This window comes from Mesorhizobium sp. P3_A2 (assembly GCF_056403115.1).
The window spans coordinates 1-24092 of the sequence record NZ_JBFUGC010000001.1 but is presented as its reverse complement, the minus strand read 5'-3'; the positions used below and the strand labels follow the sequence as shown (position 1 = coordinate 24092).

The following is a 24092-nucleotide window of genomic DNA, read 5'->3' as shown; positions in this document are numbered from 1 at the left end:
AGGGTGGTTTCCAGCCGGAGGTCCAGGCCTAATATCAAGGTCCGGTTTGGGCCAGATTCGGTAAGCACGACTTGGCAAGCGTTAAGAATTCCGGCTTCGAAAGACCTTCCAGCGATGCATGCGGCAATCGGCGGCTACGTTGTGCAATCAGGATGGTTCACACGTCGACCGACTGTTCAAAACACTCAAAGCTGCTCGTTGATCGTCAGTATCGCCATCACCACCTCACTCGTCAGTTGTCGCTATCCACCCCGTCGGAGCTGGGAACGTCACCACCGAACTTTGAACGATGCCTCTCCTCGGGGGCTATCCAGCTTTCCATGAAATCCAGCGGATCCACGTTTCCCATCATAGCCTTCGCGAGCGTCAGGCGCTCCTCCAGTCGCTGCCGACGCCCGTCGTTCGTGCATTTCAGACGCTCTTCCGCATCCGTGAAAAAGCGCTCTACCGTCATAGCCTTTCCCCACCTCTCGATAATTTCCGCAAGCTGCTGACGGCTATCGGCAAGAGCTTGAGCTGTCTTGCGGGCATCCTCTCGCCTTAGGTAGCGCTCCCACTCCTCCTCTCGCTCTTTTTTCCTCTTCGCCGCCGCCACATCCTCGGCGTCCATAAGGCGTTGCACGTTGTCCTTCGCCGCTTTCAAGGTCTCGACGATTTTTGGGATCAGCGTGCCAAGCGCCTCCTGCTCGGTCTCCTGCCAACGGACAGACCAGTCGACGCCCGTTTTCGGGGAGTAGGCAATCACCCGAAAACGTCCCGAAGGCATATCTTGCTCTGTTGTCCAGGAATGCGTCAGTTGCCAAGGCTTAGCCGATCGTATCAACCTGCTATCCTCGCGATGGTAGTCGCCGTTGAGATATCGCATCGTCACTCGTTCCGTCATCTCCGTGAGGGCGAGCCCTATTGGCACCGTATCAATGTAGAGGACGGTCGGTCGGTCTGGAGCCCATATGCTTCCAGAGTGGTAGCGTCCGTACTTGCGGTCCTTTCGCTCCACTTCCTGTTCCTTGACGTGGATGCGATGAAGGTCACTGGCGGCCTCAGCGATGTGAACTCGGTATCCTTGTTCGTCCAGCGCAAGGTAGAGGTCATTGGCGACCGAGAGCGCGCGCAGCAGCGCAGTTTCTGAAGAAATCAGATCTGGCAGGATCCGCTTGTAGGGTCTCAGAAACTCGCCCTCTTTCACATCCCGCGTTTTTCGCAAATGTTCTTCGACGCCAAACAGCAGCGGGTGATGTAAAGGGCGACGGGGTTTCGCCAACGCCCTGGTCTTGCGTGCCGAACTCTCTGCCGACGTTCTCTTCCGATGTGGTGGCTTTGGGCCAGACGGTGTTATTTCGATGGCCTCCTCAGGTGCTAACGGCAGCGTTGGCAGTTCTGCCGGAAGTCCGAGAGACTTGCGGGTCCAGTAGCCTGAACCGGGGTAAGGAATCTGGAATTGTTTGCAGATAGCGGCTAGCGCCGTGCCGGAAATCCCGAGTTCCGGGGCGACCTTACTGAGCGGCCTGTCGCAGACTCGTTTATAAAGCTCGAGACGTGTCAGATGCATTGTGGAATGGTCTCAATTCAATCGTGACCGATTACGCACTGCCGGGAGATGGCAGGCAACGTGCTTCGGCGGCAACCCCTGATTTATCGCCGGTTTGGAAAGTTTTTAAGACAAGGCCGGCGGTCAAATGGATGCAAGATCATGCGTGGTTGGCTCTGCGCAGCCGCCCCTCAGCGTAACCGGTCTGAGCAGCTTAGGATGGAGCGCGGACCCGCAAAAACACCATGTCACACCCACGCCGAGGGCCCGCCAATCCACATTCTCGGTCTCGACGATTGCGACGCTTCCGCCCGCTCTCGGAAGCCCGCGTCCACTGAAGACTAGCACCATGCTGCTGAAGAAGCGGGTGTAGAGCGAGCCGTCGTCCGCGAGGCGGTTCAAGAAGAAATCCATGTCGTCGAAGCCGTACGTTTGCTGGACGGATGCGCACTGAACCAGAAGGGACGAATGCTCGGCCACGAAGCGAGGGGTGAAGCGGAACGGGAAATGGGGGTTGTCGATGCCGCGGCGCAGGCTTTCGATCCGCGAGAGCTGGTCCCGTATGAGAAACAGCGCATGCCGGTATGTTTCATCGCTCAACGGCAGAACGCCTGCCGGGAGCGAGCTTGGTGGCTTGGCTCCCTTAAGCACTGGAGGCGCCCACGCGCGCGTGTACGCATTCGGACGCCCCAACGCCTCGGCAAGGTAGTGGCGGCGCTTTTCCAAATCGGTCCGCGCCCATTCGATGGCGGGGAAGACAAGAGTGTCGATGGCGGGATCTTGCAGCATCTGCCCCAGGATCGGTGTGGCATTCATGACTGCCTGCGCTCGCTGCCAGTAGCTGTGTAGCGAGCCGTAACTGAGAAGGAAGCCGTGATAGTGGCGCAACTCGTGCTCAAGCGTTGTCCCGATAGAGATCATCTCCATCCGCTGGTCGGGCGGATGCCTCTCTAGGTTAGGTCGGCCACGCTGGCCCCAAGTCTCCACGAAGTGCTCAAACTGCGCTGGTGACGCAAACCTAAGGTCGATGGAGCAAGTCCTGGTGGAGAAACCTCCGAAGTCGTGCGTCCTCATCTCAACGCGTGAACGGAAGCGCAGCCTTGACGAGTTCGACGGTCTCCTCCTCCGTCTTGCCATCGAGATCGACTGAGACCCGACCGGTCGGTGAGGCGATCTCCAGCTTAGGCTTACGAGAATGTCGGGCCGCTGCGAGCAGGTGCCGCACGATTACAATCAGCTCGACGCCTGCGGCGAAGTGACCAATGATGGTTTCCACGCTGCCGAGTTCAAAACCAAGGCGTTCGCTCTCGGACACTGTTCCGTGGACGCGCTCTGCCCGCAATCCAAGCAAGCCGCCAAAGTTCCGGCGCGCCCACCCCTGGTCATCCCCAGGTCGAAGGATGCGGCCACAACATGGGCAGTCGGCGACAGAGCGACGTGTTCAGGTGGTCACTACGAGCAGCGCTTGCCGGTGCATCCTTCCACCGAGGGCTGTTCATAATGACGTAGACAATGCCGCTCACCACGCGACGGTCGTCTACCTTGGGCACACCATGCAACAGCGAAAAGAGCGGCAATATCCGCCCCATCTGGCGATTGCTCAATGAGACAAATCACCCATCACGGCCTCCTATCGGAGACCGTGAAACACATCCAAATTAATAGGTCCTGAGCCAAGTCTTCGTGGTGGGTCGTTATTTTGCAACAGCTGCGGGCCGCGGGTATTGACGTGCGTGTCAATGTATGGCCAACTATATTCGCTGCGACGTAAGATGCCACGTTGTCGGACGTCGCTTTCTATGCAGAGTTGCAGTCTTTCCATGTGGTTAACGTTAAATCTCAAGTGGAGGTGACTTATGTCAGTTATGACGCACCTGATCCCGCCCGAAGAGTTGGCAGGAATGACAGCAGAACAGCGGCAGCAGGTTGAGGACCATATCGACGGCCTCATTACCAAGACGCTCATGCAGCCGAATGTGATGGAGAAACTCGGCGACGAAACCAGGGTTTTCGCTAAGAAACTTACCGCGAAGAACTCCTGATTTCCCCATTGGCGGGCCCCTCTGGGGCCGAACTCGGTCGGGCCCGTTTAGCTTACGACGTGTATCGCCGCTAAAGGTTGGTTCGAAAATATTCGATCGGCTTGGAGGTCTGGCTTTTTTCGACACAGAGCATGCACGAAAGCCATGCGTCGTATGCGGCGAATTGGATTTCTGTTTTCGCCTGTTAGCCTTCTCCCGATCCAGGTGCGGAGGGCGCTGACATGAGCGAGTGGCCGTTTGAGACGGTGCCCATCCAACGAATCTGCAGGCCGACGGGGGAAGCGTTCAAGCAAGAATTCTTCGACTCGCGGCAACCTGTTGTCATAGAGGGCGTTCTTGAATCCTGGCCCGCGCTAACGCGTTGGTCGATACCGACCTTCGCGGACGAACTGGGCAATCAGGCAGTTGTCGTCTACTCGTCGCCTGACCGTTACTTCCCGGGGGGCAAAGAGCACGGCCTTGCCGGAGAGCGACCGCAAGACGACGGTCGTCGCTTTGAGCGGATGAAATTCGCAGAATTTGCGCAGCGCTTGGATCAGAAATCCGCTAGATGGCATTATCTCTATCAGTATCCCGCGTCTCTCCTCCAGCAACTGATGGCGGGATGCGATCCGCCGACTTATCTTCCTGTAAATCGCAAAGTCGAGGTCAATCTTTGGGTTGGCGACGCTGGCTGCGTCACGCCGGCCCATTTCGATCACGCGGACAATTTCTTTTGTCAGATCCAAGGAGAGAAGGAATTTCTGCTCTTCGCGCCCGACCAGTGCGATTTACTCTATCCGCACGGTTCGGACGACCTGTATTCGCGGCAAAGCCGGGTGTTCGACCTCGAATTCCCTGATCTCGAAAGATTCCCTGGCGTCCGCAATCTGCGCGGATTGCACGCCCGGCTCGGCCCGGGGGACCTTCTGTTTATGCCCATGTTTTACTGGCATGCCGTACATACCCGTTCACGTTCGATCTCCCTCAACTTTTTCTCCGTCGACGAGGAGCGTTATGGACCGCTGATCGCACGCTGGCGGGCGGTGGTCGCGGACGCTCTCGCCCTGTTGCCTGACGACGTGCCGGAATCCATGAAGGCCTATGTGCTGCGTTCGCTGTTATGACCGACCGTCGCGACGACCGCTAATGAGGCAAGCGGCGCCCACGAAAGGCAGGACGGACAGGGAGTGCACGTCTTGTGGTCGACGCCTGTGTGCATTCGAGAAGACGGGCCTGCGTACAAGTTGACCCATTTGGAGTTTCTCAGTTGCCTTGTGGCGTGATCGAAGCTGGCGAGCCGGAAGAGGTTCGCCAAGAGAGGGACCGCGCTTCAGTCGGATTTCGACTCGGTGAAGTCGCGCGCTGCGGCGTGGGTATCCATCGTGCTTGCACGAAGCGGCTCTTTGAAAATTGCGGCAAACTGCGTCTTCGCCTCCAACCACTCGCGCAGCTGTCGTTTCGGCGGACTCCATCGGGGAAGGCGAAGAACGGAATGACAAGGTTCCAGTTGCCGCGCCAGATCTGTGCGATTGCCGTGTACTTCGCGCCCACGTTCTTGCGATCCTTCCAGGGGCAAAGTCCATAGAATGGCGGACGCCCTGCTAAGCCAATCCACCTTAATACCCTTGCCAGGCGCAAAACATCGGGTCGTCGTAGCGGATCTCCCTCAGCGTCAGACAGGCGTTCGAAGGTCCCCGCCAAGCCAATGCAAGTTGGTGGCGCGCCAACCGTCGCTCGGCGAAGCGCCACGCTTGGCTGCTCCAGCGCGCTGGGCTCTGGAATTGGATGGCAAGCCGGTCGAAGCTGAACGAGAAGCCGTCGAGCGGTTCGGCAAGGCCACGCCCAGTCGCCTTGATGAAGGCTTCCTTCAAGGTCCAAAGACGCACGGCCTCTTCTTGCCGGCCGGCGGGTGTGAGTGTCTCCAGCCAGGCGAGTTCCGACGGGGCGAAGACTGCTGAAGCGATTTCGAACGGCCAAGTCGAAGCTGTCGGCTCGACATCGACCCCAACGGGCGTATCGGTACAAGCGGCCACAGCGACGAGCCCCTTGCAATGGGACAGGTTGAAATGGAGCCCGCGGGGATGGGCGAGGACGGGTTTGCCTCCGTCCTCAACTTCGAAGCGACATTCAGCGGGCGTTACGCCGCTCAGAAGCGCGATCGCCGCCCGCTTCAGGGCGTGCGCCGCTCTAAATTCGCGACGATTCCGGTCGTGGACAAAAAGCGCCGCCCTTGCGCGTTCGCTCGCGTCGAGCAGATTGTCGAATATAGGGTGCGCACGATCCGCCGCGGCCTCGGGGTCCAGGGTCCACACTATTATTTGCATGGCGCTTTCCCACGCTGCTGCCCCGGATGTAGCAAGCACGACGCCCGCGATATGATAAAGCGGCGAAGATAACGCAGAGGAGCATCCCCATTATACCGGAACTCAATGGCGCGTTGCTGCCTGCCACGAGGAGAAGTCAAAAGAGAGATAGCAAAAAAATAAACTTTCCGCGATCCATAACCTATTGCCACCGACCGCGCCGTGGTCCATCTTAAATTTGGCTACGTCGCTGCGGAATATGCTGTTCACGACATGTAAGCATTGAACAGTTTCAGGGGTGATCAGGGCTTTTTCGGCGCATGTCGGCAGTTGAATGACCTGGTCGGGCAGATAACTGCAGATGTGAGACGTGATGTCTTAGGAGCAAGGCGCCCATGGTTAGAGCCCGCTCGCCCGCCGAACTAGCTGTTGGTGACGCCTTTGTAGCAATCATGGGCCTGCTCCCGTTTGATGAGGTGCATCTCAAGATCGAGTGCTACAGCGCGGGGGGCTCCATCAAGACCAAGACGGCTCGCGAGATGGTCGAGGCGCTTGAGCGGACGGGCGAGATCACGCAGGGTTTATCGCTTATAGAGAGCTCGTCCGGCAATCTCGGCATCGCGCTAAGCATAATGGCGGCAGAGCGCGGCTATCGTTTTACCTGCGTCAGCGATCCCAATATTTCGGGCCACGCGGTCAAGCTAATGCGGGCCTATGGCGCTGAGGTCGTAATCGTGCGGGAGACCGACGCGAACGGCGGCTTCCTCGGGAGCCGTATTTCCTACATTCGCTCGCGGCTCGAGCGTGAGCCGGATCTGGTTTGGCTCAACCAGTACCGGCATCCCGCCAATCCGTTGGCGCATGAGAGGTTCACGGGGCCCGAACTCCTCAGCGCTTTCGAGCGGATCGATTATTTGTTCATAGGCGCCGGCACGACCGGAACGCTGAACGGGGTTTCGCGTGCGGTTAGAAGGAAACTCCCTGGCGTGGAGATCGTGGCGGTCGATGCGCAAGGGTCGGTTACGTTCGGCGCTCCTCCAAGCCGGCGACATATACCCGGCCTTGGAACCAGCAGGCGCCCGGAGATCGCCAGTGAGGACGCGTACGATAGGCTGCAGCTTGTGTCCGAAGCCGACGCGATCCTTATGTGTAGGCAGCTCGCCGCCAGGGGTCTGCTAGTCGGCGGCTCGACTGGCTCGGTGCTCGCCGCAGTTTCGATCATGCGCGACGAGCTGAAGAAGGGATCGTGCGTAGTTGCGATATCGGCCGACATGGGCGACCGATATCTGGACACGATCTATGATGACGACTGGGTCGAAGAGCGCTTTCCCGGTCTTGTCGCGCACTGCGGCCGGGCGCTGCGCGAATCGACAATCAACTGGGGCCGTGATGGGTGTCATGACTGAGGGCGAGGCCCCTCAGCTCGGCGTGGTCGCTGCGCGCGCCGTGCGGGAGATTGTGAAGGCGAACCGGCAGGCGATCGTGGACCTCGTCGGCGCCGCCTATGTGGCGCATCGGGACGGCCGGACGACCGTGCCGCATAGCAGTTTCCTAACCTTTCCGGACCGACCTCAGGACCGTATCATTTCGCTTACCGCCGATTTGAGGGACGCCGCCCCCGTCGCAGGTATGAAGTGGATTTCGAGCTGGCCCGGGAACGTCGCCGTCGGCCTGCCGCGCGCCTCCGCCGTCATCATTCTCAACCGGCGCGACAATGGCTTTCCTTTCGCGATTATGGAGGGCTCGATCGTTAGCGCGACCCGCACGGCCGCCTCGGCGGTGCTTGCGACGGAGTGCTGTCTGAACGGAGCGAACGCCGGACGGCACATCGCGTTCATTGGCGCGGGCCAGATCGCACGACACATATTCGACATGTTCCTCGCTCGCGGATGGAGCTTTGCCGGCGTCAGCGTGTTCGATCTCGCTATGAGCCGCGCCGAAGATTTCCGTCTTTGGGCCGAGGGAGATGCGGCGGTTCGCGTCGAACCAAACCTGGAGGCGGCCATTCGCGGGAGCGATTTGATCGTTTTCGCAACGACTGCTAGCCGCCCTTACGTGGGAGACCCCGAACTGTTTCGGCACAACCCCCTGGTCCTCCACATTTCTCTGCGCGACCTGTCGCCCGACGTCATATTGCGGGCCAACAATGTGTTCGATGACGTGGATCACTGCCTGCGCGCTGCTACGTCGGCGCATCTTGCGGAGCAACAATGCGGCGACCGCTCGTTCGTCTCGGGAGAAATCGGCAATCTGATCGAAGGACGGCTGACCCTCGATCCCACCAAGACCACGATCTTTTCACCGTTCGGACTCGGCGTTCTCGACGTCGCGCTCGCACGGTTCGTATTCGACGAGGCGCGCAAACGAGGCGACGTACTTTACGTACCGTCCTTCTTCGATGAAGAAGTGGAGAAGTAAGAGCGTACTGCGCGCGCCGTTGGAGCGACGACACGGTCGTATTGGAGCAACCTTCGTAGCAGATTCACCGGGGCTAGGGAATGAAGCATGCTTTGAGACCTTCTGAATTCGCCATTCTCCCCTCCCGGTCGGCGTATCCCAACCGGGACGCTTCGTATCGACGAATTTCGCACGGACGGGGATCCCATTTGTACGATGTCGACGGTAACGAGTTCTTCGACGCCGCGAGCGGCTCCGGCTCGCTTATCCTGGGGCACGGCGACCACGAACTCGTCGAGATCCTGCGCGATCAGGCGTTGCAGCTGACGGTGTTTCCCGGCCGTCTATTCGCCTGCGACATTGTCGAGCGCTACGCCGCGCGCCTAGTCTCCTTCGCGCCGGACGGCGTCTCGCAAGTTGTGATGTATTCCAGTGGCTCTGACGCGGTCGAGGCGGCGATCAAGCTGGCGATCCAGTATCAGCGGGTCGCGGGGCGTCCGCGCAAAACCAAGATCATTGGCCGCGAGGCATCCTATCATGGCAATACACTCTGCGGGCTGTCGGCGGGCGGGTTTGTGAGCCGCCGGAAGCCCTATGAAAGCGTCCTGCCCCCGGTCGCGAAAGCCGCGGCCGCCTTCTGCCCTTCCTGCAAGTTCGAACTGGAGCCGGAGACCTGCAACGTTGAATGTGCGCTCTCGCTGGAGCGAGCGATTTGGGACGAAGATCCCGACACGGTCGCGGCGTTCCTGGTCGAGCCGATCGTCGGTGCCGCCTTGAGCGGGGCGACGCCGGATGACCGCTACCTCGCTGCGGTGCGCGAGATTTGTACACGTAACGATGTTTTGCTGATCGCAGATGAAGTGATGACCGGGTTCGGGCGCACTGGAAAAGCGTTCGCGGTGGAGCATTGGGGCGTCGAGCCGGACATCGTCGTCGTTGGGAAAGCGATCAGCGCTGGCTATTATCCTTTGTCCGCCGTTCTCGTCGGCGAGCGGACGGCCTACGTGCTGGAGCGCAACGGCGTGGCGTTTCAGAACGGGCAAACCCATGCGTGCAGCCCGTTGGCCTGCGCCATCGGCGCTCATGTTCTCGACCGCATCGAATCCGAAGGTCTCGTCGCAAACGCTGGGACTCGCGGGACGGAGCTGATCGTGGGCCTCGGCGCCCGCCTCGCGGGGTCAAAATTCGCCACGGTAAGAGGGAAGGGCCTGATGGTCGGACTCGATTTCGGCCGAGCGGCGCAGGGCACCTTGGCGTTCGGATTGTCGGAGCGTTTCCAGGCGGCCGCGCTGCGACATGGAGTGCTGGTCTATCCCAGCGCCGGCGGGGCGCTCAGCGAGGCGGGGGCGCATGCGCTTGTGCTGCCGCCGCTTAACATCGACCGCAAGGACGTCGCTTTCCTTGTCGATGCGTTGGCGTCGTCGGTCGCCGAAACCTCGATGACGGCGGCGCCATGACGGACTTCGCGAGACTTCAGCCTGGAACGGTGCTGCGCGGCGGGGAGGCTAGGCGATGACCCTCGCGGACCGAGCACCGCGGCTGAAGCCGATCACGACGCCGACTGTCGAGGCCATACCGCAACTGGCGGCCCTAGATCCTGAGATTTTGAGGGACATCCAAATAGTGTCTCGCGTTCTGCCGTTTCGCGTCAACGCCTATGTGCTCGAACAGCTGATTGATTGGTCGGCGGCGCCGGACGATCCGATGTTCAGGCTCGTCTTCCCCCAGCGGTCGGTGCTCGACGAGGAGAGTTATTCCGAACTGGCGGCCGCTTTGGCCGCAGGCGCGTCGCACGAAGCCGTGAAAGCCGTGGTCGCTCGGATTCGCGGGCGGCTGAACCCGCACCCCGCAGACCAGTTGTCGCTCAACCGACCCGTCGGCGAAAGCGGTGTCTTGGAGGGTGTTCAGCAAAAATATGCGGAAACGGTGTTGTTCTTTCCCAGCGATGCGCAGACATGTCACTCCTATTGCGCTTTTTGCTTCCGTTGGCCGCAATTCATCAACGACGCTTCGCTTCGCTTTGCCTCTTCGGAACGCGAGTCGCTGTGGGCCTTCATCGCGTCGCGGCCGTCGGTCACGGACCTGCTGATCACGGGGGGAGACGCATTTTCGCTCAAGGCGAGCCGCCTGCGATATTTCCTGGAGCCGGCGCTGTCCGAGGACATGCGGCGCGTGCAGTCGATCCGGCTCGGCACGAAGGCGCTTTCTTTCTGGCCACATCGCTTCCTGACTGACCCCGACGCCGATGAGATCATGCGCCTGATTGAGCGACTGGTGCGTGAAGGCAAGCACGTTGCCGTAATGGCCCACTATAACCATTGGCGTGAGCTCGACACCGACGTCGCGAAAGCGGCGATCGCTCGGCTGCGATCGACCGGGGCCGTGATCAGGACCCAAGGGCCGCTGCTGCGCGGCGTTAACGATGACGCGACCGTCTGGGCTGAGATGTGGCGCCGCCAAGTCGTTTTGGGATTGTCTCCCTATTACATGTTTGTCGCGCGCGACACCGGAGCACATCGATCATTTGATGTTCCTCTGGTTCGGGCTTTCGAAATTTGTTCGTCGGCGCAGCGGCAGGTTTCTGGGCTGGCGCGCACTGCCCGGGGACCGGTCATGAGCGCTAGCCCGGGCAAGATAGAAATAGCCGGAATGGTCGAAGTCGCCGGCGAACGGGCGCTGGTGCTGCGCTTCATTCAGGCGCGCAACCCGGAGTGGTCATATCGTCCGTTTTTCGCGAGCTACGACGAGGAGGCAACTTGGTTTGGAGATCTCAAGCCGGCCTTCGGCGAACCGTCGTTCTTCTTTGAGAATAAGGCGGAGAGGAAGTTCGCGTGCGACGCGACGGAAAGCGGGCCATCCGCTTGCCTACCATCAATTAGGAGCGGTTCGCAGTGAAATGCGTAGCATGCCTTTTCCTCCACGCCGCCGCGCGCCGGGAGCGGACGCGAAGCCGCAGCGGGATGCCGAGGAAGGGGCGAGGATGAGGAGGGACGACACCTTCGTCCAGGTGTTCCGCCGCCATCTCGCGAAGGGAGGCGGCAAGGTGGCCTGCACATTCCTTGCCACAGGCGGCGAACCGCGTTCGATCACCTACGCGCAACTCGATCGGCGGGCGCGCGGCGTCGCCCTTGCGCTCGGTCCTGAAGCGCGCGGCCAGCGCGTGCTCCTGATCTATCCGCCTGGCCTGGATTTCGTCGCCGGCTTTCTCGGATGTCTCTATGCCGGCGCCGTCGCCGTGCCGGTCTATCCGCCGCGAGGCCCCCAGATGCTGTCCCGCCTCCATACCATCGCCGTCGACGCCGGCGCCGCGCGCTATCTCGCCACGGGCAAGATGGCTGCCGAACTAGCGTCGATGTCGGCAGAGGCGCCCTGGATTGGAACGATGGCGGGCATCGTTACAGACGTTGTGGAGGACGTCTCAGGCGATTGGCGCGAACCGGACATCCAGGGCGGCTCGCTCGCGTTCCTGCAATATACCTCGGGATCGACGGCGGCGCCAAAGGGCGTGGCGGTCACCCACAGCAACCTCGTTTGCAACCAGCGCATGATCGCATCCGCCATGCGGCACGACCGCGATCTCGTCGTGGTCGGCTGGCTTCCGCTCTACCACGACATGGGCCTGATCGGCATGCTTTTGCAGCCGCTTTATCTCGGCGCCCGCACGGTAATGATCGCCCCGGCCGACTTCGTCCGGCGACCTGCGCTCTGGCTCAAAGCGATCAGCGACTACCGCGGCGCCACCAGCGGAGCGCCGAATTTCGCCTACGAACTCTGCGTGCAACGGATCTCCGCCGAAGAGAAAGCCGGGCTTGACCTGTCCAGTTGGAAGGTCGCCTTCAACGGCGCCGAACCGGTGCGCACCGACACGCTGGAGCGCTTCAGCGCGGCCTTTCGGTCCTGCGGATTCGATGCCGGCGCGTGCTATCCTTGCTACGGCCTAGCCGAGGCGACGCTCATGGTTTCGGCTGGTACGCCCGGCGCATTCCCGGCCAACGCCGCGTTCGACCGCGCGAAGCTCGAGCAGAACCAAGCCGTTGAAGGCGATGGCGATGCGGTTCGGCTGGTGAGCAGTGGCGTCGCGCTTCCCGGCGAGGAGATGGCCATCGTCGATCCTGAGACGGGTCGCGCGCTGGGCGACGGCAAGGTCGGCGAGATCTGGGTGGCCGGGCCGCATATCGCCAGCGGTTACTGGGGCAAAGCGGAGGAAACCGAACGCGTATTCAACGCGCGTCTGGAGGGACGCTCGGCCCGGTTCCTGCGCACCGGCGACCTGGGATTCCTGCGCGACGGCGAGTTGTTCGTCACCGGCCGGATCAAGGACATGCTGATTGTCCGAGGGCGCAATCTCTATCCGCATGACATAGAACTGACGGTGACGCACTGTCATCCCGCATTGCGCGCCACAGGGGCCGCGTTCGCACTAGAAGCGGAAGGTGGCGAAGAACTGGCGCTAGTCCACGAGGTTAGTCCAGACAAGAAGATCGATCTTTCTGAAGTGATCGCGGCTGTACGGGCCGCGGTGACGGCCGAGCACGATGTGGAACCTCGACTCATTGCCCTGGTGCGACCCAATAGTGTTCCGCTCACGTCCAGCGGCAAGGTGCGGCGGCGCGCCTGCCGCGAGGCATTCCTCAACGGATCGCTAAAGATTTTGGCTCAGGAACGCGCCTCGCCCGATATCGCGCCGCCGCCCGCTAGCCCCTGCGCCGGCGCCACGGACGCGACGGCGTTGCGAGAGTGGCTAGCAATCCGGTTCGCGCAGAAGCTCAATATCGCGCCCGAAAGCATCGGCCTCGACGCGCCTTTTGACCGGTTCGGACTTGACTCGATCAAGAGCATCGCCTTGATCGTGGAACTGGAATCCAAACTGGGGCGCCCTCTGCCCGCCACGCTGGCGTTCGAATATCCGACGATCCGGCGACTGGCGGCGCATCTGGCCGGAGACAAGGAAACGGCTACGCCGTCGCCTGCGGCCATCGGCCGGTCGGGTGCGGAGGCAGAGCCGATTGTGGTCATCGGCATGGCCTGCAGGTTTCCCAAGGCGCCCGATCTTGATGCCTATTGGCGATTGCTCTGTGAAGGCGGCGACGGGGTGGGCGCGCCTTCGGCGCAACGCGCCCGCGCCCCTGCACCCGAAACACGTGCGGGTTATCTCGACGAGATCGACGGTTTCGACGCCGCGTTCTTCGGCGTTCCGCCGCGCGAAGCGTCCGTCATGGATCCGCAGCAGCGTCTCGTTCTGGAAGTCGCCTGGGAGGCGCTGGAGGATGCCGGACTGCGCCCCGATCTGCTTTCAGGCGAGCGTGTCGGGATGTTTCTCGGCGCCTCGCACAGCGATTACGCCCGTCTTGTCTGGCGCGATCCGCGCCGTGCCGACGCCTGGTCCTTGACCGGCAACGCGCTCTCGATCGCCGCCAGCCGCCTCGCCTATCTCATCGACCTGCGCGGCCCGGCCCTAGCCATCGACACCGCCTGCTCTTCCTCACTGGTCGCGGTACACACAGCCTGCCGCAGCCTTCTTGACGGAGAAGCGGAGACGGCGCTGGCCGGCGGCGTGAACCTGCTGCTCTCCGTCGAGCCCGGAATGGCACTCGGCGCGGCGGGCGTACTGTCGCAGAGCGGGCGCTGCCGGCCGTTTGATCCCGAGGCTGACGGGTACGTGCGCGGCGAAGGTTGCGGCATGGTCGTTTTGACGCGCCTTTCGACGGCTGAGCGGACCGGCGCCCGCGTGCTGGCAGTCATCCGCGGGTCCGCGATCAACCAGGATGGCCGCACCAATGGGCTGACGTCGCCGAGCGGTGCCGCGCAAGCCGAGGTCATCCGCGCCGCCTTGGCGGCGGCGGGGCTCGCACCCTCGCAGGTAGGATACGTGGAGGCGCACGGGACGGGGACGCCTATCGGGGACCGCATCGAACTGCGAGCGCTCGGTGCCGTCTTCGGTCACGCCGATCGCGGCGACCCGCCTTGCGCGGTCGGATCGGTAAAAGGCGTCTTCGGCCATCTCGAGGCGGCAGCAGGGATAGCTGGGCTGATCAAGACCGTCCTCGCGCTCGAACACGGACAGCTTCCGCCGCAGCCTGGAGCGCGCATGGTGCGGGCGGCTGGACCCGGCTTGGAGATCAACGGGATCCTGCGGCCCTGGCCCTCCGGGCGCCGGGTTGCCGGGGTCAGCTCCTTCGGCCTCAGCGGCGTCAACGCACATGTCGTGGTCGAGGCCGCGCCGGCGCGCGACGTGGCACCCGATCCCAGGCGCGGACTTCACATCTTGCAGCTTGCGGCGTCCGGTGAAGCAGCGCTACGCGCGGACGCCGAGCGGCTTGCTCGCCTGCTGGAGCAGGCGAACGACGCCGCCGACGTCTGTTTCACAGTCAATACCGGGCGCGCGGCCTTGCCGCGTCGGCTCGCCGTCGTCGGCGCTGATGGCCCCACGCTCGCGGCGCAGCTGCGCGCCGCGAGCGTGGGGCCGGCCGGCCAAGTTGGGACAAATGTCCAGAATCGCGAGCCGCCACTGGTGTGCTTCCTGTTTTCCGGCCAGGGAACGCAATTCCCGGCCATGGGGGCTCAACTCTATCGCGACTATCCCGTCTACCGCGAAGCAATCGAGCGCTGCGACGCCGGCGTGCGGCGCTCGCACGGATTGCGCCTACGGGATGTACTGCTCGACGGCTCGGCACCGATCCATGCGACCGAATGGGCGCAGCCAGCGCTGGTCGCGCTGGAGGTGGGGTTGTCTGAGCTTTGGCGCTCCTGGGGCATCGTGCCGGCGGCGGTGGTTGGCCACAGCGTCGGCGAGCTCGTCGCCGCGCATGTCGCCGGGGCGCTTTCACTCGAAGAGGTAATGGCGCTCGCGGCGGAACGCGGCCGGCTCATGGGCGCGCTGCCGCGCGGCGGTGCCATGGCGACCGTACGGATCGCTGAAGCGCGGCTGGCGCCGCGGCTCGCGGGCGGGGCGGTGACCGTGGCCTGCTACAACGGACCGGACTCGCTCGTGCTTTCGGGCCCCTGCGGCGAGTTGGAGGACCTTATCGCGCAGCTTCAGGCCGAGGGCGTCGCGGCGCAACTGCTAAACGTGTCACACGCCTTCCACTCGCCGCTGATCGAGCCGATGCTCGCGCCGCTTGCGGTTTTTGCGGCGTCGCTGCGGCCGCAGCCGCCACAAATTCCCTTGTTCAGCAACGTCACTGGCGAGGCGATGGTGACCGCACCCGACGTCGACTATTGGCGCCGTCAGGCTCGGGCGCCGGTCAGGTTCGCAGATTGCGTACGGGGTGCGCTGGCCGCGGGTTGCCGGGTGTTCGTGGAAATCGGCCCGCGTCCGATGCTGACTGCCTTGACAGCGCGGCTAGGCGGATTGCCGCCAGAGCTCGTTCTGACCGCTTCGCTCGGCGGCGAGACCGGCGACGATGCGGCAGCCCTGCTTGCGAGCCTAGCCAAGGTCTCGCTGGCGGGCGTCGCGGTCGATTGGCGCGGGTTTGACGCGCCCTACCGACGCCGCCGCGTGTCGGTGCCACCCCGGACCTACGAGCGCCGCCGGCATTGGTTTGACGACGCGCCAGCGGGCGGTGCGGGTTTTCCTCCCCAAACGCCTCGGCTCGGCGGCATCCTCGACCGCTGCCTGGACGAGCCGCGCCCAAGCGCCCGCTATGTTCGCCGCTTCGCCGCCAGCGATCCGTGGATCGCCCACCATTGCATCGGCGTCATGCCTGTATTGGCGGCGGCTGTTCATCTTGAGCTAGCGCTGGCTGCGGCCGCCCATCACGCCGGACATGCGGCGCTGGATCTCGCTGATGTGACTCTGATGAACCCCCTCGCCATCGGCGGGGAAACCGACGTGGAGGTTGCACTGCGCGGCGAGGGCGGCGCCGTACGCTGGACGATCTCGTCAGAGGAGCGCGAGTGCTCCTCGGGGCTGGCCGTTCCGGCGGCCGTCGTGCTGCCTGCGCAAATCGACATTGCGGCTCTGGTGGCGCGCTGTCCGAAGCGGATCGACGGCGCGCACATTTACCCGCGTATGGCGGCAGCGGGCCTCGGGCTCGGACCGGCCTATCAGAGCCTCGTCTGGCTGCGTACCAACGAAAACGAGGTGCTCGCGCGTCTGGAGCGCCCTGATGGCGCTGCGACTTCGGCATTGATCGACGGCGCGTTCCAATCGCTTGTGGGTTTCGTCCTCGATGCCCAGGCTGCCCAAATTCCAGCCCACGTCGGCCGGGTTCACATCAGCGCGGCGCTGCCGGCGGTCGTCTATGCGCATGCGCGACGCAGGCCGGATGGCGCCGACATCCGGCTTTTGGACGAAAGCGGTGCGACGGTGGCGGTGCTCGAAAAGGTGGAGCTACGGCCTGCGCCGGCCGGGCTGCTGCTGGCACATCGGAAGACCGACCCGGCCGCCCTGATCGGTCCAGGTCTGGCGCGGACGCTGGCGCTTTCGTGGAGCGTCTCGCCGTTGCGGACCGGGGGGAAGGCCCCACGCGCATGGCTGCTTCTGGCCGACGCGGGTGGGGCAGCGGCGCGGCTTCAGGCTCATTTGCAGGCGGCGGGCGACTGGTGTGCCCAGGCGGCGTTGGACGATCTGCGGGTCGAAGACGCGCGGCGGCATGGTGCCGTGACGCTCGTCGATCTAAGACCGCTGGACGGCGGCCTGACGGAGGAGGGGATTGCCGTTTTAGGGGCAAGCATCGCCCGTGTCGTCACGTCGCTCGCGAGCGCGGTGCCGGCCAAATGGTGGATGGCGACGCGCGGCGCGATGGCGGCGCAGGCGCAGGACCGGCCTGATCCGGGCGCAGCCGCTCTGTGCGGTCTGGCGCGGACGGTTGCGCTGGAACAGCCCTCCCTGTTCGGTGGTTTCGTCGACCTTGACCCGTTGGCCCCACCCGGCGAGGAGGCACTGCTGGCCGAGGCGCTGCTGCAAACGGGCGAGGACGAGCAGGCGCTGCGCGGCGGGCGACGTCTTACGCCGAGACTGCGGCCGACGGTGCTGCCTTGGGCGCCCCCGCTCGTCTGCCGTCCCGATGCGACCTATCTTATCACCGGCGGTCTCGGCGATCTGGCGCTGGAGGCTGCGGGCTGGCTAGCCGATCGCGGCGCTCGCCGGCTGCTGCTGATCGCGCGGACCGGCCTCCCTCCGCGCAACCTTTGGCCGATGCTGCCGCCTGGCGTCGAGGCCCGCCGGGCCGCCGCGGTGGAACGGCTGGAGCGCCGCGGCGTTGCCGTTGAACTAGCCGTCGCCGACGTTGGCGACGAAGCGGCCTTGCACGCCGTGCTTGCCTCGCAGCGCGTGCCCGTTGCCGGCGTGTTGCACTTGGCTGGGGTCGCCGGCGAGGCGACGCTCGCCTCGCTCGATGCCGGCGTGCTGCGCCGCGCTCTGCACGCCAAGGCCACGGGCGCGACTCAGCTCGACCGCCTTACTGGGGATCTCGATTTCTGGGTTGTGTTTTCCTCCCTGGCGTCGATCTGCGGCGCGCCGGGACAGGCGGCTTACGCCGCCGCGAACGCCTATCTCGACGCTCTCGCCCTGGCTCGGCGAGCACGCGGACTGAAGGCGCTTTCCGTCTCGTTTGGACCTTGGACGGCCGGCGGTATGGCAGAGCGGGCGGCTGAGGGCTCGCCGCAGACCCGCCTCGGCCGGTTGACCCCGGCCGCCGCCTTCGACGCGCTCGAGCGTCTCATCGCCAGCGACGCCGCCCATGCAGTCGAAATAGGCTTCGAGATGCGCGAACTGGCTGCGCTGTCGTCAGTCGCGGGCGAACGATCCGTGTTGCGGGACCTCTTCTCTCCCGCGCCCGGCGGCGCCGTGCCGGCGTGGGTGCCGGGGCGGCAATCCCTGATCGACCATCTCGCTGCCGAGGTCGCTTCTGTGCTAGGGATCGAAGCGAACGCAATCCATCCCGAAAAGCCGCTAAGTGCCCTCGGACTCGATTCGCTGATGGCAATCGAACTGCGCAACCGTATCCATCGCGACCTGCGGGTCCTGCCCTCCCTGAGCGCGCTTATCTCCGGCGGTGTCGCCGCCATCGCCGACGACTTGCTGCCTCAACTGGCTACGCCGACGGCGCCGGTCACGGGCAAGCGCGAACCGGAGGGCCCGCTGTCACGCGGCCAGCGCGCTCTGTGGTTTCTGGCGCAGCTTGCGCCGGAAAGCACCGCCTACAATGTCGGCGAAGCGCTGCACATTCGCGGGGCGCTCGACGCTGAGGCAATGCGGCGCGTGTTCTTGCGGCTCGCCGAGCGACACGAAGCCTTGCGGACAGTATTCATCGAAGGCGACGACGGGCCGCGTCAGCGGCCTCTCGCCAACCTTGACCCGGATTTCGCCATTCTCACTGCCCCAGATGGAGACGACGCCGAGCTGCGCCGACGCCTAGTAGAGGAAATCGACCGGCCATACGATCTGCAGCGCGGCCCGCTGGTGCGGATCAGGATCTATCGCCGCGGCGCCGACGATCACGTGATGCTGTTCGCGATGCATCACATCGTCGAGGATTTCTGGTCGCTGGTGCTGATCCTGCGCGAGGCGGGCAAACTCTACCGCGCCGAGAGGGACGGTGCGCCACCGCCACCGCCCCCAGCGCTGCAATTCGCCGACTACGTGCGCTGGCAGGAGGCGATGCTCGTGAGCGCCGAAGGCGAGCGCCTGTGGTCCTATTGGGCCGAGCGGCTCGCTGGAGACTTGCCGATGCTCTCGTTGCCAATGTCGCGTCCGCGCCCGTCGGTGAAGACCTACGCCGGTCAGACGCGGCTCTACCACTTCGGCCCCGAGCTGGCAGAGCGCCTGCACGTGTTCGCCTCGCGCGAGGGCGTAACAAACTACACCGTGCTGTTGGCCGCCTTCTTCGCGCTGCTGCACCGTTACTCCGGCTCCGAGGACCTGATTGTTGGCTCACCCGCGGCGGGGCGAAGCCGTCCGGAATTCAGCGACGTGATCGGCTATTTCGACAATCCGCTGCCGCTGCGCGCGCGCGTCGAAGCGCAACAAAGCTTCCTCGAACTCGTGACGCAGACACGCGACGTCGTTCTGGGCGCGCTGGAGCATCAAGACTTGCCGTTCGCCACGATGGTTGAGCGGCTCAACCCGGTTCGCGATCCTTCGCGCTCGCCGCTGTTCGATGTCATGTTCGTGTTGCGCAAGGCGCAATCCGAGGAGGCGCAGGGGCTGACCATGGCCTCACTCGGCGACGAACGTACAAGGCTCGACTTTGCGGGTCTGGAAGTCGCACCGATGCCGCTTGCGCTCTCGCGCGACGAGGCGCAGTTCGATCTGACGCTGGCCCTGGCGGAGATCGACGGCACGCTGAGCGCATCCATCGAATTCAACCGCGACCTTTTCGACGCCACGGCCATCGACGGCGTCGCGGCCGCCTACGCTGCCCTGCTGGGCGCCGTGCTGGCGACGCCGAACCGCGCGATCGAAACCTTTCCGCTGGTTGACGCCGAGACTCGGCATCGCGGCTGGACCACTTGGAACGGCCCCCGAGTTGCCCGGGTTGGCGCGCCGCTGCTGCACGAATTGTTCGAAGCGCGCCTGCGCGCCGCGCCGCGCGCGCCGGCGGTGGTAGCCGGTGCCGTCACGCTCGATTACGCCGAGCTGGACCGCCTTTCCAACGCCATCGCCGCCCAACTTGAAAGCGGACGCGACGAGCTTGTCGCAGTCGCTATGCACAAGGGCTGGGAGCAAGTGGTCGCTGTCCTTGCGGTGCTGAAGGCGGGCGCCGCCTTCCTGCCGGTTGACCCGACCTTGCCAAGTGAACGCATTCGCCAGCTCTTCGAGCGTTGCGGCGTGCGCGAGGCTCTGACCCAACCCGAACTCGCCGATTTTGGTTGGCCCGCCCGGGTCGTCCGTGTTTCCAGGCATCATGCGCCGACGGGGGAGCGTCGGGCGGCGGCGGCGGCGCCAAGCGATCTCGCCTACGTCCTGTTCACTTCCGGTTCGACTGGCGAGCCGAAGGGGGTAATGATCGAGCATCGCGCAGCGGCCAATACAATCATCGACGTGAACCGCCGCTTCGCGGTTAAGCCCGGCGACCGTGTGCTGGCGCTCTCGTCGCTGAGCTTCGATCTTTCGGTGTTTGACATTTTCGGCGCGCTCGCGGCCGGCGCAACGATCGTCATTCCCGAGGCGACCCGCGCCGACGATCCCTCCCACTGGCGAGAACTCGTCGAACGCGAGCGGGTCACGATCTGGAACTCGGTTCCGATCCTGTTTCAGCTTTTCCTTCAGCATTGTGGCGCCGCCGCGCCGCCGCCGTCCCTGCGCCTCGCACTCCTAAGCGGCGACTGGATTCCTCTACCGCTCGCCAGACAGGCGCGCGCGCTCTCGCCCGAAATGCGACTCGTATCGCTAGGGGGCGCGACCGAGGCTGCGATCTGGTCGGTATGGTTCCCGATCGATCGCGTCGATCCCAACTGGCGCAGCGTACCCTACGGCCGGCCGATGGAGAACCAGAGCATAGTGGTCCTCGACGCCGCCCAGGAGATTTGCCCGCCGTGGGTGACGGGCGACCTCTATATCGGCGGCGATGGGCTCGCTCGCGGCTATTGGCGCGACGACGAGCGCACTCGCGCCAGCTTCGTCACCCACCCCAACGGTGAGCGACTCTACCGGACGGGCGACCTCGCGCGCTACGACGACGACGGGCGCCTGGAGTTTCTCGGCCGCGCCGATCAGCAGATCAAGCTCGCCGGATTCCGCATCGAACTCGGCGAGATCGAGGCCGCACTGACCTCCCATCCCCGGGTTCGCGAGGCCGCTGTGGCGGCGCTGCCGAAAGCCGCCGGCGGACGCAGTCTGACGGCCTATTACGTGAGCGACGGTCCGATCGAGCCGATCGAGCTGCGCGTGTATCTTCAGGCGAAACTGCCGCGCCACATGGTTCCCAGCTCCTATGTCAACCTGCCGGCGCTGCCGTTGAGTGCCAACGGCAAGCTCGACCGGCGGGCGCTGGCTGCGCCGCCGATGATAGCGCGAGCCAAGCCGGTGGCGCCGCGGACGCCTACCGAAAGCCACCTTTTGGAGGCTTGGCGCGAAGCGCTAAACCTCGAAGACCTCGGCGTGGAGGATGATTTCTTCGAGATCGGCGGCGATTCGGTCGCGGCCATACGCCTCGCGATCGCTGCGTCCCGGCGGGGCGTGCCGCTCACGCCGCGCGATATCGCCGAGCGGCCGACCGTGGCTGCCTTAGCGAGCCATGTCGATGCCCGCGCGACCGGCGTCGAGTCACTTCCGCTGACGTCATGGCAACGCCGCGCGCTGGCAGACGGCATCCGGCCTGCGCTTTGGTTGGCGCAATTTCGGCTTTTGCGCCCGCTCGACCCCGCGAGCTTGGCCGAGGCTCTGAACGCGCTGGTCGCCCGACATGACGCGCTTCGGCTTATGCTGAGGCCGGACGGGTCGCAGACCCTCGGCGGGGGCGGGACGCTGCTCTCGCCGGCCGTCTCCTTCGAGCAGGCCGCCGCCGAACTCATTGAAGGCCTTTGCCCGCGGCGCGGCGTGCTCGTTGGGGCGGCGCTGCCTCTGGGCGGGCTGCTGCTCGCGTTGCACGCCTTCGGCGCAGATCGCGACTCCCTGCCGGTCGTGTTTCAAGATCTGGAGAGAATTCTCGACGGCGCCAGCATGTCCGAGGCCGGTTCGTTCGTCGGCTGGCTGAAGACGCAGCCGGCGGCGGATGAAACCGCCGCCGAGCTTTGCTCGTCGCCGAGCTCCTTCGCAGTCGGTCTGCCACCGGAAGAGACGAGCGCCTTGCTTTCGCTGAGCCGCGAACGTCATCGCGCGGAGCCGGCAGAAGTCGCGCTCGTGGCGGCGGCCGTCGCGCTGGCGTCGCGCGCCGCCGGGGGCGAGGCGACACTGGAGGTGGAGACGCGGCGCGAACTGGTTCTGCACGCTCACACGGTCGGACCTCTCGCGGAGTTCCGCCTGCTACAGGCGACCGCAACCGATCCGGTGCCGCTTTCACGCATCAAGCAGCGGATGCGACGCGCGCCGCTTTCGCGCGGAGGGTCCGGTTCGGCGAGCTTCGCCTTTCTCGCCCTGCCGCGAGACTTGAGCTGGCTCCAAATCGTCAATCTCGCCACGCCACCAGCGACGGGCGTCCATATCGAGGCTCGGCTCGACGGCGGGCTGGAGCTGCGGCTGTCCGGTGGCGGCGGCCTGGAAGCGCTCGCAGAAGCGATCCTGGCCGAACTCCGGCGTCTAGGCCGCGAAGTGGAAGACGAGCCTCCGGCCACCTACACTCCCGCCGATTTTCCGTTCGCGAATCTGAGCCAATTGCAACTCGAGGGGCTGTTGCGCCGGTTGAGGGAGGGATGAAATGCGCCTAGAGAACATCGAGGGCATCTATCCTCTCGGACCGATGCAAAGCGGCATCCTCGCCGAGGCGGTCGGCGGCGGCGTGGCGGGGCTCTATTGCGAGCAGGCGTTGCTGGAGATTGACGAGTCTTTGGATTTGCAGGCGCTGCGGGAAGCCTGGGGCGACGTTCTCGATCAGCACGCGATCTTGCGCACCGCCTTCGCCTGGGAGGACTTGCCAGAACCGCTTCAGGTAGCGCTGCGAACGGTCGAGGCGAGGGTAGAGGCGGAGGATTGGCGAGAGCTGTCCGACGACGAACGCCAGATAAGGCTCCAGGAAACGCTCGACAGCGAACGCCGGCGCGGCTTCGAACTCATGCGCGCTCCGCTGGCCCGCCTGCGGTGGATCCGCTGGGCGCAGGCGCAATGCCGAGTTTTGTTGACCTTCCATCATCTCTTGCTCGATGGTTGGTCGCTGTCGATAGTTCTCGGCGATCTCTACACCTGTTACCGCTCTCGCATCGAGGGCCGGCGGGCGCCGCTCCCGGCGCCGCGCCCGTTCCAGGACTTCATCTCCTGGTCGGCGGGACTGTCGAAAGATGCGTTCGAGGCGCACTGGACGGCGACCCTGCGTGGCTTTACTCAGCCGACGCTGCTTGCGGAGGCATTTTTCTGGCGGGCGGGCGCTGCCGTTGGTCACGCCGAGGCGGTGCGTCGCCTGGACGAGGTGGCGACTGCGCAGCTGAACGCTGCCGCGCGGCTGCAGCATCTGACGCTTAACGTGATCGTGCAGGGCGCGTGGGCGCTGGCACTTTCGCGTTACACCGGAGCGCGCGACGTGATGTTCGGGGTCGCCGTCTCGGGTCGCCCGCCGGAGCTGGCCGGCGTTGAATCCATGGTGGGTTTGTTCATCAACACTCTGCCCCTGCGCGTCGACGTTGCGCCCGGTGCGCGCGTAAAAGACTGGTTGCGCTCGCTTCAGCAAACGAATTTCAAGCTGCGAGAAATCGAACAACTGCCACCCGGCCGTATACGGAAATGCGCCGAGGTGCCGGGCGGCCAACCGCTATTCGACAGCATCGTGGTGTTCGAGAACTATGCCGAGGAGCATTCGGCGGCCCGCCTGAGCGAAGGGCGGTGGCGTCCGTGGATCCGGCCTTTGCAGCTCACGGCCTATCCTTTGCATCTGATGGTTGCGCCGGAGGAACGGCTGCGGCTGCATCTAACCTACGACAACGGCGTGGTGGAAACGGCGGCGGCCGAGACGCTCATGGAGCGGTTCGAACACCTGTTGAAGGAGATCTGTGCGAACCCCGACGGCCTAATTGGCGACCTTTCGCTTTTAAGCGAGGCGGAGCGGGGGCGTTGGCTTGAGGATTGCGGCTGCGTTCGCGATTACCCGCGCGGTCACGTTGTCGAGCTTTTTGGCGAGCAGGCTCGGCTGACGCCGGACGCGATCGCGGTGCGCGGTGCGGGGGAGACGGTCTCCTATGGGGAGCTTGACCGGCGCTCGGATCGGCTGGCGCAGGCGCTGCGGCGGCGCGGGGTGGAGCGGGAGCGGA

Annotated in this window: 12 protein-coding genes; 8 read left to right on the top strand and 4 right to left on the bottom strand. The window is 64.3% G+C overall.

Annotation, left to right across the window (positions count from 1 at the left end; all coding sequences use genetic code 11):
- Positions 1 to 232 precede the first annotated feature (232 nt).
- From AC1DXM_RS00060 to AC1DXM_RS00050, 3 genes are all read right to left on the bottom strand, one after another.
- Entirely contained in the window at positions 233 to 1549 is a 1317-nt protein-coding gene (locus AC1DXM_RS00060) for a hypothetical protein (protein ID WP_477231213.1), read from the bottom strand.
- Positions 1550 to 1672: 123 nt separating this feature from the next.
- Positions 1673 to 2455 (bottom strand): hypothetical protein, encoded by a 783-nt coding sequence (locus AC1DXM_RS00055; RefSeq protein WP_477231212.1) that lies wholly within the window; start codon positions 2453 to 2455, stop codon positions 1673 to 1675.
- Between the two features lie 148 nt (positions 2456 to 2603).
- Positions 2604 to 2843: a hypothetical protein gene (locus AC1DXM_RS00050; protein ID WP_477231211.1), complete on the bottom strand. Its 240-nt coding sequence runs from the start codon at positions 2841 to 2843 to the stop codon at positions 2604 to 2606.
- A gap of 541 nt (positions 2844 to 3384) precedes the next feature.
- Between AC1DXM_RS00050 and AC1DXM_RS00045 the strand changes: the two genes are divergently transcribed.
- Together AC1DXM_RS00045 and AC1DXM_RS00040 are read left to right on the top strand one after the other, a co-directional pair.
- The gene (locus AC1DXM_RS00045) at positions 3385 to 3570 is read left to right on the top strand and encodes a hypothetical protein (RefSeq protein WP_477231210.1); all 186 of its coding nucleotides are present in this window, start codon (positions 3385 to 3387) and stop codon (positions 3568 to 3570) included.
- 221 nt (positions 3571 to 3791) lie between these two features.
- On the top strand, positions 3792 to 4676 hold the full coding sequence (locus AC1DXM_RS00040; RefSeq protein ID WP_477231209.1) for a cupin-like domain-containing protein: 885 nt from the start codon (positions 3792 to 3794) through the stop codon (positions 4674 to 4676).
- Between the two features lie 492 nt (positions 4677 to 5168).
- Here the strand turns inward: AC1DXM_RS00040 and AC1DXM_RS00035 are convergent, their stop codons facing one another.
- The gene (locus AC1DXM_RS00035) at positions 5169 to 5876 is read right to left on the bottom strand and encodes a 4'-phosphopantetheinyl transferase family protein (RefSeq protein ID WP_477231208.1); all 708 of its coding nucleotides are present in this window, start codon (positions 5874 to 5876) and stop codon (positions 5169 to 5171) included.
- Between the two features lie 374 nt (positions 5877 to 6250).
- On the opposite strand from AC1DXM_RS00035, the gene sbnA reads away from it, so the two are divergent.
- From sbnA to AC1DXM_RS00005, 6 genes are all read left to right on the top strand, one after another.
- Positions 6251 to 7261 carry a 2,3-diaminopropionate biosynthesis protein SbnA gene (sbnA, locus tag AC1DXM_RS00030; protein ID WP_477231207.1) on the top strand — a complete coding sequence of 337 codons (1011 nt, stop codon included), beginning with the start codon at positions 6251 to 6253 and terminating at the stop codon, positions 7259 to 7261.
- Positions 7254 to 8273, top strand: a complete 1020-nt coding sequence (gene sbnB, locus AC1DXM_RS00025) for a 2,3-diaminopropionate biosynthesis protein SbnB (protein WP_477231206.1) — start codon at positions 7254 to 7256, stop codon at positions 8271 to 8273. Before sbnA ends, sbnB begins: the two co-directional genes overlap by 8 nt.
- 80 nt (positions 8274 to 8353) lie before the next feature.
- A complete protein-coding gene (locus AC1DXM_RS00020; protein ID WP_477231205.1) occupies positions 8354 to 9709 on the top strand; it encodes an aminotransferase family protein in 1356 nt (451 codons plus the stop codon).
- A 55-nt stretch (positions 9710 to 9764) separates the two neighbouring features.
- Positions 9765 to 11147 carry a KamA family radical SAM protein gene (locus tag AC1DXM_RS00015; protein ID WP_477231204.1) on the top strand — a complete coding sequence of 461 codons (1383 nt, stop codon included), beginning with the start codon at positions 9765 to 9767 and terminating at the stop codon, positions 11145 to 11147.
- Between the two features lie 85 nt (positions 11148 to 11232).
- Complete coding sequence (locus tag AC1DXM_RS00010; RefSeq protein ID WP_477231203.1) at positions 11233 to 22551, top strand: amino acid adenylation domain-containing protein; 11319 nt, start codon at positions 11233 to 11235, stop codon at positions 22549 to 22551.
- 1 nt (position 22552) lies between these two features.
- The coding region (locus tag AC1DXM_RS00005; protein ID WP_477231202.1) for a condensation domain-containing protein at positions 22553 to 24092 on the top strand (1540 nt) is incomplete at its 3' end.